Source organism: Mesorhizobium shangrilense, assembly GCF_028826155.1.
In the GTDB taxonomy this organism is placed as follows: Bacteria; Pseudomonadota; Alphaproteobacteria; order Rhizobiales; family Rhizobiaceae; genus Arvimicrobium; species Arvimicrobium flavum.
This window is the reverse complement of record NZ_JAQGPN010000001.1, coordinates 2,040,231-2,054,904: the sequence shown is the minus strand read 5'-3', so window position 1 is coordinate 2,054,904 and position 14,674 is coordinate 2,040,231. Positions and strand designations below refer to the sequence as shown.

Here is a 14,674-nt window from a genome sequence, read left to right as displayed (position 1 = left end):
GTGAGCAGCCGGTTCGCCGGAGGCGAATTCATCGTGCCAGTGGCACGATGAAAGGCCAGCGAACGCCGGGACGTTGCGAAGCAACGGGGACCCGGCTGGAGACACCGCTTCGCCGAAGGCGAAATGAAAGGTCCAGTGGACCTTTCATAGGTGTCGAACGCCCTGAGCCCTAGCGAAGGGCCGGGCGGCACCGCCCTTCCCTTCTCCCACAAGGGGAGAAGGGCATCTCATTCGCATGCGATGAACGTCGAATAGGCGCCGACGCGGGAAACGGCGCCGTAGCGGAGATTCGGCCGCAAGAGATGTGCCCTGTGACCGGACGACCGCGACCAGCGGGTGACAAGATGGCTGTCGCTCCGGTGATTGTAGCCGACGTTCTCGGTGCAATAGTGCAGGCCGGCGGCCCGCGCCTGCGCGACGCGCTGCATCCAGCCGAAATGGCCCATCCTTCCCGCCCTTGCCTGGTCCCGGCTGTGCTGCTCCGCCAGCCTCCGGACGACGGGATGCGGGGACAGGGGCTGAAGCCCGCGGCTCGCGCGATAGGCATTGATCTGCTGCATCGCGTTACCCGAGCCGGCGGAGCCGGCCGTCTCGCTGACGCAGCCCGAAACAAAAACTGCGACCGCAATCGCGGCAAGGCACCTCTTCATCTTCATGTCCCTCTCCCTTGTGGCGCCGCCCAAGGCCAGGCTGGCAACCACCACGGAGTCAGCGCGCAATTCCGATACGCCCGGAAAGGAAAATCGTTCCGCGTCGTCCCTTCTCCCTTTGTGGGAGAAGGTGGCCGAACGAAGCGAGCTCGGATGAGGGATGTTGGCCGGAGCGCAACGCCTCATTTCTTCCAGCACGCCATCCGTTCTCACCAACTTCTTAGAGGAGGCACCAAGCCGAATCTAGCAGACTTCAACAAGATAGTATCGCGCTGCTACAATCATTGATTGTAGTGGTGGCGGGGAACCGGTATTCAATCGGACGGATTGGGGAGGCAAAGCGTTGCCGGTTGAACAGCTGGAAGTGGACGGTCTTGAAGGCTTACTTCAGACCGTATTGCGCATCGCCAGGGACCTTCCGGAGGGAGGGTTCCTATGGTACCGGGGGCACGCTAGTTCTGGCTACTCTTTGCTCCCCGGTTTGCTTCGAGAAGGAAGGCCGTCCACGGACGTATTTGATCGAGAGAAGCGTCTACTAACGCGCTTCCGCCAACGAAGCCTACCGTACTGGCCCGCCGGCTATCCCCAAAATGACTGGGAGCACCTTTTTGCTATGCAGCATCACGGGGTGCCCACACGGCTCCTTGACTGGTCTGAAAACATGTTCATCGCGGCGCACTTTGCAATCGCCGACGACGCTCGCGAGGAGAATCTACCAGTTGTTTGGTGCATAGACCCAATATCTTGGAACAGATCGACCCCAGTTTTGTCGGAGTATGGGAACCAGATACACGTCCTAACGACATCTGACGATGAGAGTGAGCCATATCGACCGGAAACAACCAGACGCCGTCTCCGGTCTCCCGTTGCAATTTTTGGGACTCATAACTCAAGTCGCATCGTTGCCCAACGAGGCACTTTCATGGTCTGGGGGGATGATCCTCGCTGCCTTGAGGACTTTGCTTCAGAAGGCTCTTCCGCTCTCTGGCGCGTCGCCATAAAGGGCGATCGAAGTGAACTCCGTAAACAGCTCAACACGATCGGCTTCGTAGAGACGATGGTCTATCCAGAGCTGGTGTCACTCGCAACAGAGCTATCTCGGGTTGAAGGTTGGAGAACTTGATGACGCCTGATCAGAGCTTGGAAACCGAGATAAAGCGGGCACGGCAGGCGATAGCCTCCGATGGATACCCTATGAGCATTGGAGAGCTTACCAACTTATACCGCGAGAAAGAACTCGTAATACGCCCAGAATTTCAGCGTTTCTTCCGCTGGACCGAGATCCAAAAATCACGTCTAGTAGAGAGTCTACTCTTGGGCATTCCGCTTCCGTCCATCTTTGTCGCGCAAACGGAAAGTGGTGTGTGGGAAGTCGTTGACGGCCTCCAGAGGCTTTCCACCATTTTCGAGCTTCAGGGCGAGCTTCGTGATGGGAACGGTGCTCAGCAATCGATGCTAGAGCTTCGCGCAACCAAATACTTGCCCAGCTTAGAAGGTAGACGGTGGCACGATCTTAATCCCACGAAGAGCTTGTCGGAAGCGCAGCGGCTCGACATCAAGCGATCAAAAATCGACATCAAGATCATCAAGAGAGAGTCTTCTCCTCAAACTAAATTTGATCTTTTCCAGAGACTCAACAGCTATGGATCGCAGCTAAATGCTCAAGAGATGCGATCTGCTCTTTTGGTGGCGGCATCGCCAAGCTTTTTCGCTCATTTGGAGCGCCTCGCGTCTTTGGAAGAGTTTCGCTCTACAGTTCAACTGACAGAAAAACAAATCGAAGAACGATACGACCTTGAACTAGTAACCAGATTTTTTATTCTACACAACTGGCCACAGAACAAACTAACTTTGACTGCTTTAAGAGACCTTCCACAAATACTTGATGATCACTCGATTGCACTCGCAACACAGTATCCAGACGGATTCAATGTCTTGGAGAGAAGTTTTGTCAGAACATTTATAGAAATAGAAAGAAATGGTGGAGAGAATGTGTTTCGTCGATGGGACCAAGCCAAAGGAGAATTCCGTGGTCCGTTCTTGACATCTGCGTTTGAGATTATTGCTCTTGGAATTGGCTATCACCAAGCAAATAATCTCTCGTACAGGACCGACCTGACCAACGTCGCTCGTGAACTCTGGAACATGCCCCGAATGCAATCAGGCTATTCTACGGGCCGGTCTACTGAATCGCGACTGGTTGAGTTTATTCCTCTTGGCAGAACCTTGATCGGGGGGATCCTCCCGTGACAATTCGCTGTCTCCGTGCATCCCGGGCCGTTGATTGACGATCCACATTTCGGGTAGTCACTTAAGAGATCTGCGCCACGCTTCACCGGTTCCCGGCTCGCCTTTGAGCCATGCCGGTCGTCGGGCCTAGCCTCACCGTCATCCAGCCGTCCCTTGCAGGGGAACATAGACTTACACAAGGCACACCCCCCTCACCCATCCATCCGCACCAGCGCCAGCCTGAACGACGCCACGCGCAGCAGCGTGGCGCGCCAGTCGGCGATTGCGCCGATATTGTCGACGAACCAGCGCAGCGCGGAGTGCACCTGGGTGAAGGCGGCGGCGGCCATCATCAGGCCGCCGAAAGTGATGTCGCCGGCGAAATAGACCGGGGCGGCGATCACGATCGGCGCCACCACCGTCAGCCAGCCATAGCCCGCCGTGAACCACTGCAGGCGCACGGCCGCGGTCATGATGCGCCGGGTCGCGAGCAGGGCCGCCTCGAGGTTGTGCAGCAGCCGGCGTTTTTCCGCGGCCTCGCCGCCGGTTCGCGTGATCTCCTCGATGTTCTGGTTGGCGTGCACCAGCGCCACGCGCATCTCCGCCTCGCGGGCATAGTGGTCGGCGTTGAGCCGGACCAGCGGCCTGCCGATCAGCCATGAGAGCCACGAGGCGGCGCCGGCGTAGACCATCGCCGCCCACACCATGTAGCCGGGGATGGCGAAGCTGTAGCCGCCATAGTGGAAGACAAAGCCCTCCGAGAGCGCCCACAGCACGCCGACGAAGCTCAACAGCAGCACCGTCGACTGCACCAGCCCGATGCCGAGATCGGCCGTGAGGTCGGCGAGATGCCAGGCGTCCTCGTGCAGGCGCTGGTCCGGGTTGATGCTGATCTCGCCCAACTTCTTCAGGCGCAGCGCGCGGCGCGGGTGCAGCCATTCGTCGAACAGGTCGCGCACCAGCCCCTCGCGCAGCTTGATGTGCAGGAGGCGGTTCAGCCAGCCCTGCGCCACGTTGAGCACGAGCAGGCCGGCCGCGAGCTCCGCGAAGACGACGAGCTGGTGCAGGAAGCCCGGCAGGTTGCGCTTCTCGATGGCGTCGTAAAATGGCTGGTTCCAGCGGTTGAGCAGCACCTGCCCGAAGGCGGTGGCGACGATCAGGGCAAAGATGCCGAAGGAGATCAGGATCAGCACGTTGCGCACCGGCGAGCCGAGGAAGGCGTGCCACATCATCGCCGACTGGGCGCGAAGGCTGTCGTCGTCCGGCCGGCCGCCGGCCCCTCCCGGAGCCTTGGTCGCCGCTTGCCCGGTCCAGTTGCCCCCGGCTTCCGCGCCGACGGCCTCGCCTTTCGTCTCGTCCGCCATCAGCCAGGCTCCCTGCTGTCCGCGCGGCCACCCCTGCCGCCAAGCGAGGGCGACGATGGCAATATGGGACGGCGGCGGCGGGATGAAACCCCCGCTTTGCCCCCGAGCCGTGCGGATCGCCCCGACTGCAGCGTTGCCAGCGACCGTCCCGCTGAGCGCAAGCGCTTGAAAAGGGTACCCCCACCCCGAACCCCTCCCCACAACGGGGAGGGGGACGCCGCCGAGCCCGGACGGACCTCCGCGCCCAAACCCCTCGGCCCAAAGCGGGAGTGGAAACCCTCCGCCGCTTCATTCGGCGCGAAACGTGATGATGTTGGCCGGGCGCGGCGGCAGGCACGTCCCCCTCCCCCTTGTGGGGAGGGGTAAGGGGTGGGGGTCCGTCGGGGAAACCTTCCAGGCGATTTCCCGCCTCCCCCTTTGTCACCCTGTGTCAGCAGTCTTCAAAGGACATTATTCCTATCAGCTCCCACCCATGCGACACTCCCGCCGCCGTTTGATCGAGCGAAGGAGGCGGCGGTGGACTGGAACGGGGCGATTGCGCGCCAGCGCGAGGCGCTAAAGGTTATCCTTGCCGGGCTCGTCGCCATGGCGGCCGACGCGGATACGCTGCCGCGCTGTCTGCATCGCGCCGTGCTCAGGCTGCTCAGGCCAGCCGAAGCGGCCGCGCGGCGGCTGGTCATCGCGCTGGCGCACACCTTGCCTGCGCCGCCAGCGCGCAAAGCGCGCCCCTGGCCTCCGGCCGGCCTCCCGACGCCGCCGGCTTCCCCGTCCAATGCCCCCGCCCGCACTCGAGAAAGACTGTCGCTGGCGCTGTTCGACCGATTACGCCGACCGCTTTTCAGACGTCAGCCCCGGCGTCCGGCCGCAGCCGGCGTGCCGCGCATCTCCGTGCCCGGCGGCGCGACAAAACCCTTTGCCGTGACACCGCGCCGCCCGCTGTCGCCGAACGACCCGATCGATGCCGCGCGCCTGCGTCTCAGGCTCCGGGCCGTGGCAGCGGCGCTTGACGACCTGCCGCGCGCCGCCCGGCGCTTTGCGCGCTGGCAGGCAAGGGGGCGGGCGCAGAAGGCCAGCCGGACGATCGACGTCACCGCCTGCGACGCCCCTGGCCGCTGCGCCCCGGCCGCCCGCCCGGCTGGCGCGGAAAAAGCCCCGTCCATGCTGTCCACGAGGTGCTGAACGACACGCACTGGCTGGCCCTGACGGCGCTGGAGCGCCGCGACACGTCATGACGGCGCGATGCTATCGAAGAAGGTTATTGGACGGGCGGCCGGCGGCGGTCGCCCGCGCCGGCGGCTGCGCCCCGGTCAGGCGGGAGGGCGCTCGGCCTCGACCCACGCCGCATACCCCGCCAGCAGCCCCTCGATCTCCGCCATCGCCGGGAATTCGCCAAAACTCCGCACCGCCCCGGTCTCGGCAAAGGGCAGCTTTGTGCTGGCAAATGTCTCCATGTAGGGCCGGAACCAGGCCGTTTCGTCGAACATGGTCGGCCGCACATTGACAAAACCCATGCCGACCGGCCGCGTGAACATCCACGTCATGCAGTGCCCGCAAAAATGGTGGTGGAGGGCATCGCCGTGCAGGCCGCCGATCACGGTCTCGCCGCTGGTCACCTCAAAACCGTCGGCCGGAACCATGGCGGTCAGCGAATAGGCCGAAGACGCCATCTTCTGGCAGCCGCGGCAATGGCAGGCGGCGGTGCAGATCGGGGGTTGCGTCAGGCGGATCTTGACCCGGCCGCAGCGGCACGACCCGTCGAGGGGAAGCGGAATGGTCTGCGGCATGGACAATCCTCGTCGGTGGCGCGGTTGCAGCAGCGCAAGCTATCTCGCCTCCCGCGAGAGAAAAAGCCCCTGCGCGGTCACACATCCACCAGCGCCACCCCCATCTCCTCGCGCCGTCGGCGACGAAAACCCTTCGGCGTCTCGGTCACGATCAGTTCCAGCGTCGGGCTGACGCGGGCTTCGAGCAGGTGCCCGCCCCGGCAGGAGCCGTCGGAGAGCCCGAGCACGACGTGGAGGTGGAGGCTGGGCGCGCCGTCGTCGCCGGCAGCGATGTCGCCCAGCGCCGACAGCACTTCCGCCTGCTGGTCGACCGGGATGCGGCGGTACTCCTTCCGCGCCGGCTCGAAGAAGCCGACCACAGCGCTGGAGAAGGCGCCGATCGCCGTCACCTGCGCGCCGTCGATGCCCTCCTGCGTCGCGAAGGCGCGGATCGCGCCGAACGCTTCCTCGCCGGGGTCCAGCACCACGACGAAGGTGCGCCCGTGGTCGCCTTCAGCCAACAGCTTCGATTTCATGTCAGTCTCCTTGCTTCAAGGAGACAGAACCCGCCCGGCGCAGGCGGGTTCCGGAGGATGATGGGACGGCAGGTCGCAGCGCCACGCGCGACGGTTCTGGGCGCGCTCCTAGTGCGTCGCCTTCGCCTTGTCCTTGCCCGCTTCCGCGGCCTGCGCCGCGGCCTGCGCGTTCGCCTCGCGGACCTCGATCAGCATGCGGGAGCAGGATATTTCGGTGATCGTATCCATCCGCCGGTTGGCCGCCATCCACGCAAGGTTGACGAGCGTACCGTCCGCCCTGGCCTCCTCGGCGCTCGCCGCTTCCAGGGCCGCCACGCGCACTGCGCCGCATTCGCGTTTCAAGAACTCCGACAGCGCGAAGGAGTATGTGAAGGACGTTTCGGCCGCTACTTCCGGAGGGATTGCGGCGACGCTGGCAGCGTCCGTGGCCGCCTCGCCGCCGCCGGCCCACGCGCCGCCATAAAAAGTCCAGCCGCCATAGCCGCCGGCTGCCAGCGCCAGCGGCGCGCCGGCGAGCAGGATGAGCTTCAGTTTGGATTTCTTTGTCCCGGGAGGCGTCTTGGAGGATGCGGCAGGCACGGTCTTGGCAGGCTTCTTGGTCATCGCTCGCAACAACGCCGCCGCTGGTTAAGCACCGGTAATCGCGCACTTCTTTTCCGGCCGGCCTTGCTCGAAAGGTAAACGCCATGCAAAGCGGACCGCTTCACTTTTCGCGATTGGAGACGTGCTTGATGGACGAGATCGATTTCCGCCCGCCCGAGATCGTCGCCAGGAACGCCGCCAAGGGACTGGCGCTGCGCGCAAAATTCAGGCGCGGCGGCACCGAGGTCGGCGTGGCGCGGGCGGAGGAGTTGGTGAGCCGCGCCGCGCTCTCGCCGCACACGATAAAGCGCATGGTCAGCTTCTTCGCCCGACACGAGGTCGACAAGCGCGCCAGAAATTTCGGCAACGAGGAGAACCCGTCGGCCGGCTATGTCGCCTGGCTGCTGTGGGGCGGCGACGAGGGTCGCGCCTGGGCGAAGGATCTGAAGGAGCGGATCGGGAATGCGCCGGACATCTGAGCGCTGGGGCGGATGTCAGGCGAGGCAGGTCAGTCCAGTCAAATCAAGACTGCGGCATCCGCCGCCGGCGGTCCTTGCCGAGCCCGGTCTCGTCCAGCAGCCCGGCGCGCTTGGCGTCGTAGTAGTAGCCGCGCTGGTAAAGCCTGTCGGCGAGCCCGATATTGCCCTTGGCGACCAGCCAGGCCCCGCGCAGATAGCGCACGGCGTATTTCAGGTTTGTCTCGGCGTCGAGCAGGCCCGTTGCGTCGCCGCGGTAGCCCATGCCCCTCGCGGTGTCGTGGCGGATCTGCATCAGGCCCCAGTACGGGCCGTTGCGGGCCTTGGGGTTGAACGTGCTCTCGCGCCTGGCAACGTTGCGCACCAGTTCCTCCGGCACGTCGTAGTGCTGCGCATACTGCGCCATCAGCTGGTCGAGTTCGGGGCTGCGCGCGCCCACGGTGTCGGGACCCATGCGACCCTCCGGCGCATGGACCGTGGGGCGCTGTGCGGCGGCGGGCGGGCTGTCGTCGAAAACGCTCGCGGCCAGCGGCGAATTCGGGGTCGGCCCGGAATAGGAGGCGGGCACGACGCCCGGCAGCGCCGCGTCCTGCGGCGTCGCGCTGGCGAGCTGGACGGTGGCCGGCAGTTCGGGCGTTTCAGGGGCGGCGGCGACCGCCGCTGCCGCGACGCCTGCCTCGGTGACGTCGCCCGCTGCAGAGACGTCGCCGGCGTCGGTTTCCACCGCCGCCACGGCAATCGCCGGCACCAGCACGGTCGCTTCCGCGATGCTGCCTGCCGGCATGTCGTCGCCGTCAGTGACGGCAGGCACGATGTTGATGGCTTCGGGAAGCATCGGATAGGCCGCGACCGACGTCATCGAAAGGCTGGCCGCGCTGTTCTCGGCCGTCGACGTGCAGGCCGACAGGGCGGCGCCTGCGAGCAGAACGCCCGCAAGAATGAATGGCTTGGAAGCCGCCAATGCTTCGCACTCTCCGTTGCGACAGGAGGAGTCTCATTAGCCCAGCATGCTGATTTGGGCAACCTTGCGTTAAGCAATGAATGGCTCCGGTCTAACTGCCCTGCGCAGAAGATGGGTTTCGGGTGTCGAAACGCGCCAGCAACCGCCTATCATTTGGCAGGATGATGACGTCCCGATGCATCGATGTTCTTGATCTGTACTCTTGCTGCGGTAAACTGCCGGCCCCAGGAGGAAAGCGATATGTCCCTCTCCTATCATCTCTTCGAAACGGCGATCGGCTGGATCGGCGTCGCATGGAGCGAGCGCGGGATCGCGCGCCTGCTGCTGCCCCAGCGCGACCGCGACGCGATGGAACGCAAGCTCGCCGCGACGGGCGCCCTGCCCTCACCGCCGCCGGCAGAGATCCTTGCGGTCATTGACAAGGTAAAGCGCTATGCCGCCGGCGAGGCGATGGAGTTCGGCGACGTCGCGGTGGACCTCGCCGGCGCGGACGATTTCCAGCTCGCGATCTACGAGGCGGCGCGCAAGCTCAGCTTCGGCGTGACCACCACCTATGGCGGGCTTGCCACGGCCGCCGGCCATGCTGGGCTGGCCCGCGAAGCCGGGGCCGCGCTCGGCCGCAATCCCGTGCCGATCATCGTACCCTGCCACCGCATCCTTGCCGCCGGCAACAAGATCGGTGGCTTCTCCGCGCCGGGCGGATCGACCACCAAGGAGAAGCTGCTGGCAATGGAGGGCGTCGCCGTCGGGCCGCCCCCGAAGGCACAGGCCTCGTTCGCATTCTGAGGCGGACCGAAGCGGCTGGTGCGCCGCTCAGTCATGCCTCAGGATGAACGGGAAGTCGTCGTCAACCTCGATGCGCTTGCATTCCCGCACGGGGCACGACCGCGTGTCCGATGCGGTGATGAAGACGCGCTCGGCGTACTCGCCAGCCGTGCAGAAGCCGCCGTGGCGCACATAGCGCCCGTAGAGCTGCAAGCCGGGTGTGAACTTCGACGGGTAGCGCATGATGGCGGCGCCGTCGGCGTTTATCGTCGCTTGGACTCGGGAGCAGTTCATCCGGCTGGAGTTGTAGCGCTCGATCGCCGACGCCTCCGAGGCAACGAGCATCAGGCACAATGCTGCAAGAACCGTCTTCATGGCAGTCGTTCCTGTTGTCTTTCCAGGTCCGTGCAGGAGGAACCGTAACTGCGATCCTCCATCATATTAGCGAACACTATACATGAACGAACACCATGCGTTCCGGGTTTCGGGCGGCTTTCAAGGTTTCGTGGCAGGCGGCTACCTGTCTTTCGGGATGTTCTCGATGCGCTTGCATTCCCAGACAGGACAGGACCTCGTATCGGACGCGGGGATGTAGGCGCGCTCGGTCGCCTCCCCCCGATCGCAGAAGTTGCCGTTGCGCACATATTTGCCATAGAGCGGCAGGCCTGCAACACGCGTCGAAGTATAGCGCATGATCGCCGCACCGTCCGCATTGATGGCTGCCTTCACACGGGCGCAGGTCATGCTTGTAGATGTATAGCGCTCTATTGCTTGGGCGCTGGATGAAATCAGGATCAGGCCTAGCGAAACGTAAATCGCCTTCATGACGATGGTTCCCGTCAGTTGAGCCGGCTTCATCACAAGGCGGGTCCGTCCGGCGCGCACGCTCCCGTTCCAGATGAACGATACACGGCTGCGGATGCTTCCCGGAACTGTTGCATCGTATGCGTGCGGATCGCTCGTGCACGCGCCGCCAGGCCTTGCCCGCAAACGGCCGGGTGACGATTCCGACCGGCCTGTTATGGTGTCGCCCGGCGCAAGCGAAGGGAGCAGACATGACGAAAGCGAAGGTAGGTTTCATCGGCCTCGGCCTGATGGGTCATGGCATGGCCCGGAACGTGATTGCCAAGGGCTTCCCGCTCACGGTCCTCGGCCACCGCAACCGGGCTCCCGTCGACAGCCTCGTGGAGCTCGGGGCCGACGAGGCGGCCTCGGCGCGGGATCTTGCGGAGCGCTGCGATGTCGTGGTCATTTGCGTGACAGGCAGTCCACAGGTCGAAGCGCTCGTCGGCGGAGCTGACGGGCTGGCGACCGCCGGCAAGCCGATCACCATCATAGACTGCTCGACCTCCGACCCGTCCTCCACGATCGCGCTGGCGTCGGAGCTGTCGCAAGGGGGCATCACCCTGCTCGACGCCCCGCTATCGCGCACGCCGAAGGACGCCGAGGCCGGTACGCTCGACGTGATGTGCGGCGGCAGCGATGAAGACTTCCAGCGGGTGAAGCCGATCCTGGAGACCTTCGCCGCCCGCATCGTGCACACCGGCCCGGTCGGCAGCGGCCACACGATGAAGCTGCTGAACAATTTCCTCGCGATGGGATACGCCGCGCTCTATTCCGAGGCGCTGACCCTCGGCAGCAAGGCGGGGTTGACCCCGAAGACCTTCGACGCGGTGATCCGCGATGGCCGCATGGACAGCCCGTTCTACCGCACGTTCTTCCAGTGGGTTCTGGATCGCGACCCCAACGCGCACCGCTTCACCTTGCGCAACGCCCTGAAGGACATGACCTATCTGTCCGCATTCGCCAACGCGTCGGGCGCTGCCAATCCGATGGGCGCGGCCGTGCGCAACTCCTTCGCCATGGCGGTAAACGCCGGCAAGGGCGAAGATTTCGTGCCGACGCTCTCCGACTTCGTCGCGGCTGCCAACGGCGTTTCGCTGACCGGCGAAAAGCACTGAGCCAGGATTTGGACGCCGCGCCCGTCCGTTGTTCGACGGGCGTGGCCGCGCCGAGAGCATCGGCCCGAAAATCGCAATCGATTTTCGGAAAGCATGGTGCGTCCCTCAGGAGATAGAAGGCACTCCGCGCGTCCAATCGGAAGCGCTGCGCTCTAAGCGCGAAACTGCACTATGTCGTCCGGTCGCCCCCACACGCCATCCATCGGCTTCGGCTGTTCGTCGATGACGGTTCCGACCAGCGCCGGAGGGCTGAGGAAATCGCCTGCCAGGTAGTCGGCTCCGGCGTCGACGGCCAACCGAAGCTGTTCGACGCTGGAAATTCCACGAATGAACACGCCCATGCCTTCGCGCTTGTAGGCTGCGGCAAGCGGTTTCAGCAATCTTGCGGCGGCAGACTCGTGCGCGATCTTCGCCAGCCAGGCGCCGTCGATCTCTGCAATGTCGGGCGTGAAGCGCGGCCGTTGCTTCGGATCCTCCAGCACGCCATCGAAAAGGTCGACCGAAAGCCGGAAACCGGCTGCACGCAACTCCTCCAGCAAGCGCACGCAATCATCGCCGAGGGCGGCAGGATTGCCGACGCGGCAGATCACACGGCTGGCTTCGAGAACGGGTTCGTCCATCGCCTCGGCCTGACGACCTGCCTCATCCAGCGCCTCGAACAGGCGGCGGTTCTGCGACACGTCGTGCTCAAGGACGAGGTCGCAGTCCGGCACCGACACATGGCGATAATTGTCGACATGCAGCAGTTGCGCGAGCCCGGCCAGGAACCCCGGATCAATCGGATCGCCCGAAGCCAGCAGCGCCTGCAGGTCGACGGCAATGCCCTCGCGTTGTGCAATCGTCGCTGCGTCGACCGCAACGATCCGCAAGTGGTCGCCGAACGGCGCATAAACCGGCTGGTACGCGCTTTTCAGTCGATGACCGTCGTAAATGCCGGTTTCTATGCCAACCTCGTCGGCGAGGACGGCATCAAGCAGGGAGGACAAACTCATAACTAGGGGACTCGTCTTACTACAGGTTACTACAAGTACTACAGGTTTCGTTTTCCAAATATGCGTTCTGCCTGCCTGTCCACACGGGCAGCATGCGATACAGGCACCTCCGGCTCGACGGCCCCGGGCTGCCCATATTGCAGGCTATGGGAGGCCCGCTCGCCGCGCACGGCGGCCAGCGCCGGACGCGCAAGCGCAAAGCCCTGCAGCATCGAAGCCCCCGCCCGGGCGGCGAGGTCGATCTGCCAGGCCTCCTCGATGCCTTCGAAAACGGTGCAGATGCCACGGCTCTCGAACGAGGCCACCATGGTCGACAGCAGCGAATAGCCCGGACTGGACTCCATCAGGCGCGAGATCCATCTCGCATCGAACTTAACAATATCCGGTTTCAGTTCGGTGACGCGCGCGATGTCGGAATCGTCGGCGCCGTAGTCGTCGACGGCGATTCGAAAGCCGCCGAGGCGCAGCGCCTCGATGAACTTCAGGAGCGCGTCAGCGGAGGCTAGCTTCTGTTCGGTCACCTCGCAAACGACCCGGGTCGGATCGATGCCCGCCTCATGGAGGACGAGGCGCATGTCGCGCAATGCGATGTCGGCAACGGAGCGATCCGTGAAGACGGCGGGGTTGAAGTTGACGAAGACCGAGGCGGTTTCCTCAAGGCACACCGCAGCGTTGAGCAGGTGGAGCGTGCGCGTCAGCGTCTCGACATGCAAACGGTCGAGATCCGGAATGCTTGCGAAAAACGCCATCGGCGGAATGGGTTCGTCGCCGCGATATGCGCGCAGCAATCCCTCATAGGCCGTTATCTCGAGCTTTTCACCACGGAAGCTGTAGATGGGCTGAAAGGCGCTGCAAAGCCGGTGGCCTGCCCACACTCCTTCCGCGAGGCCGTCGTCCTGACGAACGAGATGCGCAAGAGCGACGCTTCGCGTCATCAAAAAATCCTTCTGGCCGGGCCCCCCGGCAAAATGAAGCCACTGTCACATCCAGACATTTACTCTTCGTTAATTGGGGATCGTTTGCGCCATCCGGCGATGCTTTGCAGTGTGCGTCAAGACGCGGTGCTTGCGATTCTGCGAGCGATCGGACATTAAGACGCGCCGCCGCTGGGGCGGCCTAACCGGAGCTTCAAAAACGATGGCCTTTCTTGCCGACGTCCTTTCGCGCGTAAAGCCTTCCGCGACTATCGCGGTCACGCAGAAAGCACGCGAGCTGAAAGCGAAAGGCCGCGATGTGATCGGGCTGGGAGCTGGCGAGCCGGATTTCGACACGCCCGACAACATCAAGAATGCGGCGATCGAGGCTATCCGTCGCGGCGAGACGAAGTATCCGCCGGTGTCGGGCATCGCCCCGCTGCGCGAGGCGATCGCGCAGAAATTCAAGCGCGAGAACAACCTCGACTACAAGCCGGAGCAGACGATCGTCGCGACCGGCGGCAAGCAGATCCTGTTCAACGCCTTCATGGCCACCATGAACCCGGGCGACGAGGTCATCATCCCGCGTCCGTACTGGGTCAGCTATCCGGAGATGGTGGCGATCTGCGGCGGCACCCCGGTCTATGCGGAGACATCGATCGCCAACGGTTTCAAGCTGACCGCTGAGGCGCTCGAGAAGGCGATCACGCCGAAGACCAAGTGGCTGGTGATGAACTCGCCGTCGAACCCGTCGGGCGCTGCCTACACGCAAGCCGAGCTGCGCGCCATCGCAGACGTGCTGCTCAGGCATCCGCATGTCTGGACGCTGACCGACGACATGTACGAGCACCTGACCTATGGCGACTTCGTCTTCAAGACGCTGGCCGAAGTAGAGCCGGCACTCTATGACCGCACGCTGACCATGAACGGCGTTTCGAAGGCCTATGCGATGACCGGATGGCGCATCGGCTATGCCGCCGGCCCGCTGCCGCTGATCAAGGCGATGGACATGATCCAGGGCCAGCAGACCTCGGGCGCATGCACGATCGCGCAATGGGCTTCCGTCGAGGCGCTCAACGGTCCGCAGGACTTCATCACCAGGAACAAGGCGATCTTCCAGGCGCGCCGCGATCTCGTGGTGTCCATGCTGAACCAGGCCAAGGGCATCTCCTGCCCGACGCCGGAGGGGGCGTTCTACGTGTACCCGTCCTGCGCCGGCGTCATCGGTCGGGAGACCCAGGCAGGCAAGGTGATCGAGACCGACGAGGATTTCGTCAGCGAACTGCTGGAAGCGGAAGGCGTCGCCGTGGTGCACGGATCCGCCTTCGGCCTCGGCCCGAACTTCCGTATTTCCTACGCGACCTCCGAGGCTCTCCTGGAGGAGGCCTGCATCCGCATCCAGCGGTTCACGGCCTCGCTCACCTGAAGCGCTCGCAGATCATTCGCCCTTCAAGCCCGGCCATCGCGCCGGGCTTCTTTTT

The 14,674-nt window shown here is 63.9% G+C and carries 16 protein-coding genes and 1 pseudogene; 7 read left to right on the top strand and 10 right to left on the bottom strand.

Translation table 11 applies throughout. From position 1 onward, the window contains the following. Window positions 1-227 precede the first annotated feature (227 nt). Window positions 228-656 carry a CAP domain-containing protein gene (locus PD284_RS10100; RefSeq protein ID WP_274628070.1) on the bottom strand — a complete coding sequence of 143 codons (429 nt, stop codon included), beginning with the start codon at window positions 654-656 and terminating at the stop codon, window positions 228-230. A gap of 358 nt (window positions 657-1,014) precedes the next feature. Between PD284_RS10100 and PD284_RS26940 the strand changes: the two genes are divergently transcribed. Both PD284_RS26940 and PD284_RS10095 read left to right on the top strand, forming a co-directional pair. After that, window positions 1,015-1,773 (top strand): FRG domain-containing protein, encoded by a 759-nt coding sequence (locus tag PD284_RS26940; protein ID WP_411956263.1) that lies wholly within the window; start codon window positions 1,015-1,017, stop codon window positions 1,771-1,773. Next, on the top strand, window positions 1,773-2,900 hold the full coding sequence (locus PD284_RS10095) for a DUF262 domain-containing protein (protein ID WP_274628069.1): 1,128 nt from the start codon (window positions 1,773-1,775) through the stop codon (window positions 2,898-2,900). Before PD284_RS26940 ends, PD284_RS10095 begins: the two co-directional genes overlap by 1 nt. Before the next feature lie 197 nt (window positions 2,901-3,097). On the opposite strand, the pseudogene PD284_RS10090 reads toward PD284_RS10095, so the two are convergent. Then, window positions 3,098-4,243: pseudogene (locus PD284_RS10090) on the bottom strand (ABC transporter ATP-binding protein/permease); the annotation flags it as partial. 516 nt (window positions 4,244-4,759) lie between these two features. Between PD284_RS10090 and PD284_RS10085 the strand changes: the two are divergent. Continuing rightward, window positions 4,760-5,422 carry a hypothetical protein gene (locus PD284_RS10085; protein ID WP_274628068.1) on the top strand — a complete coding sequence of 221 codons (663 nt, stop codon included), beginning with the start codon at window positions 4,760-4,762 and terminating at the stop codon, window positions 5,420-5,422. A gap of 128 nt (window positions 5,423-5,550) precedes the next feature. Here the strand turns inward: PD284_RS10085 and PD284_RS10080 are convergent, their stop codons facing one another. From PD284_RS10080 to PD284_RS10070, 3 genes are all read right to left on the bottom strand, one after another. Then, complete coding sequence (locus PD284_RS10080) at window positions 5,551-6,027, bottom strand: GFA family protein (RefSeq protein WP_274628067.1); 477 nt, start codon at window positions 6,025-6,027, stop codon at window positions 5,551-5,553. Window positions 6,028-6,104: 77 nt separating this feature from the next. Then, window positions 6,105-6,542, bottom strand: a complete 438-nt coding sequence (locus tag PD284_RS10075; protein WP_274628066.1) for a PPC domain-containing DNA-binding protein — start codon at window positions 6,540-6,542, stop codon at window positions 6,105-6,107. A 108-nt stretch (window positions 6,543-6,650) separates the two neighbouring features. Next, a complete protein-coding gene (locus PD284_RS10070; RefSeq protein WP_274628065.1) occupies window positions 6,651-7,145 on the bottom strand; it encodes a hypothetical protein in 495 nt (164 codons plus the stop codon). A gap of 128 nt (window positions 7,146-7,273) precedes the next feature. Between PD284_RS10070 and PD284_RS10065 the strand changes: the two genes are divergently transcribed. Continuing rightward, window positions 7,274-7,603: a hypothetical protein gene (locus tag PD284_RS10065; protein ID WP_274628064.1), complete on the top strand. Its 330-nt coding sequence runs from the start codon at window positions 7,274-7,276 to the stop codon at window positions 7,601-7,603. A gap of 43 nt (window positions 7,604-7,646) precedes the next feature. Here the strand turns inward: PD284_RS10065 and PD284_RS10060 are convergent, their stop codons facing one another. After that, entirely contained in the window at window positions 7,647-8,561 is a 915-nt protein-coding gene (locus PD284_RS10060) for a lytic transglycosylase domain-containing protein (RefSeq protein ID WP_274628063.1), read from the bottom strand. Window positions 8,562-8,801: 240 nt separating this feature from the next. Between PD284_RS10060 and PD284_RS10055 the strand changes: the two genes are divergently transcribed. Continuing rightward, window positions 8,802-9,347, top strand: coding sequence for a methylated-DNA--[protein]-cysteine S-methyltransferase (locus tag PD284_RS10055; protein WP_274628062.1), 546 nt, complete (start codon window positions 8,802-8,804; stop codon window positions 9,345-9,347). A gap of 27 nt (window positions 9,348-9,374) precedes the next feature. Here the strand turns inward: PD284_RS10055 and PD284_RS10050 are convergent, their stop codons facing one another. After that, the gene (locus tag PD284_RS10050; protein WP_274628061.1) at window positions 9,375-9,701 is read right to left on the bottom strand and encodes a hypothetical protein; all 327 of its coding nucleotides are present in this window, start codon (window positions 9,699-9,701) and stop codon (window positions 9,375-9,377) included. A gap of 141 nt (window positions 9,702-9,842) precedes the next feature. Continuing rightward, a complete protein-coding gene (locus tag PD284_RS10045) occupies window positions 9,843-10,151 on the bottom strand; it encodes a hypothetical protein (protein ID WP_274628060.1) in 309 nt (102 codons plus the stop codon). A 119-nt stretch (window positions 10,152-10,270) separates the two neighbouring features. On the opposite strand from PD284_RS10045, the gene PD284_RS10040 reads away from it, so the two are divergent. Continuing rightward, on the top strand, window positions 10,271-11,287 hold the full coding sequence (locus tag PD284_RS10040) for an NAD(P)-dependent oxidoreductase (RefSeq protein WP_274628059.1): 1,017 nt from the start codon (window positions 10,271-10,273) through the stop codon (window positions 11,285-11,287). A 152-nt stretch (window positions 11,288-11,439) separates the two neighbouring features. Here PD284_RS10040 and PD284_RS10035 read toward each other — a convergent pair whose 3' ends face one another. Then, window positions 11,440-12,279 carry an EAL domain-containing protein gene (locus PD284_RS10035; protein WP_274628058.1) on the bottom strand — a complete coding sequence of 280 codons (840 nt, stop codon included), beginning with the start codon at window positions 12,277-12,279 and terminating at the stop codon, window positions 11,440-11,442. A gap of 38 nt (window positions 12,280-12,317) precedes the next feature. After that, window positions 12,318-13,214 (bottom strand): EAL domain-containing protein, encoded by an 897-nt coding sequence (locus tag PD284_RS10030; protein WP_274628057.1) that lies wholly within the window; start codon window positions 13,212-13,214, stop codon window positions 12,318-12,320. Between the two features lie 202 nt (window positions 13,215-13,416). Here PD284_RS10030 and PD284_RS10025 point away from each other — a divergent pair, with 202 nt between their 5' ends. After that, a complete protein-coding gene (locus tag PD284_RS10025) occupies window positions 13,417-14,619 on the top strand; it encodes a pyridoxal phosphate-dependent aminotransferase (protein WP_274628056.1) in 1,203 nt (400 codons plus the stop codon). Window positions 14,620-14,674 lie beyond the last annotated feature (55 nt).

Bases quoted from the DNA above. Each gene is read 5' to 3' on its own strand.
- PD284_RS10100 (WP_274628070.1), bottom strand. From the start codon at position 656: ATGAAGATGAAGAGGTGCCTTGCCGCGATTGCGGTCGCAGTTTTTGTT.
- PD284_RS10095 (WP_274628069.1), top strand. From the start codon at position 1,773: ATGACGCCTGATCAGAGCTTGGAAACCGAGATAAAGCGGGCACGGCAG.
- PD284_RS10080 (WP_274628067.1), bottom strand. From the start codon at position 6,027: ATGCCGCAGACCATTCCGCTTCCCCTCGACGGGTCGTGCCGCTGCGGC.
- PD284_RS10075 (WP_274628066.1), bottom strand. From the start codon at position 6,542: ATGAAATCGAAGCTGTTGGCTGAAGGCGACCACGGGCGCACCTTCGTC.
- PD284_RS10070 (WP_274628065.1), bottom strand. From the start codon at position 7,145: ATGACCAAGAAGCCTGCCAAGACCGTGCCTGCCGCATCCTCCAAGACG.
- PD284_RS10065 (WP_274628064.1), top strand. From the start codon at position 7,274: ATGGACGAGATCGATTTCCGCCCGCCCGAGATCGTCGCCAGGAACGCC.
- PD284_RS10055 (WP_274628062.1), top strand. From the start codon at position 8,802: ATGTCCCTCTCCTATCATCTCTTCGAAACGGCGATCGGCTGGATCGGC.
- PD284_RS10050 (WP_274628061.1), bottom strand. From the start codon at position 9,701: ATGAAGACGGTTCTTGCAGCATTGTGCCTGATGCTCGTTGCCTCGGAG.
- PD284_RS10045 (WP_274628060.1), bottom strand. From the start codon at position 10,151: ATGAAGGCGATTTACGTTTCGCTAGGCCTGATCCTGATTTCATCCAGC.
- PD284_RS10040 (WP_274628059.1), top strand. From the start codon at position 10,271: ATGCGTGCGGATCGCTCGTGCACGCGCCGCCAGGCCTTGCCCGCAAAC.
- PD284_RS10035 (WP_274628058.1), bottom strand. From the start codon at position 12,279: ATGAGTTTGTCCTCCCTGCTTGATGCCGTCCTCGCCGACGAGGTTGGC.
- PD284_RS10030 (WP_274628057.1), bottom strand. From the start codon at position 13,214: ATGACGCGAAGCGTCGCTCTTGCGCATCTCGTTCGTCAGGACGACGGC.
- PD284_RS10025 (WP_274628056.1), top strand. From the start codon at position 13,417: ATGGCCTTTCTTGCCGACGTCCTTTCGCGCGTAAAGCCTTCCGCGACT.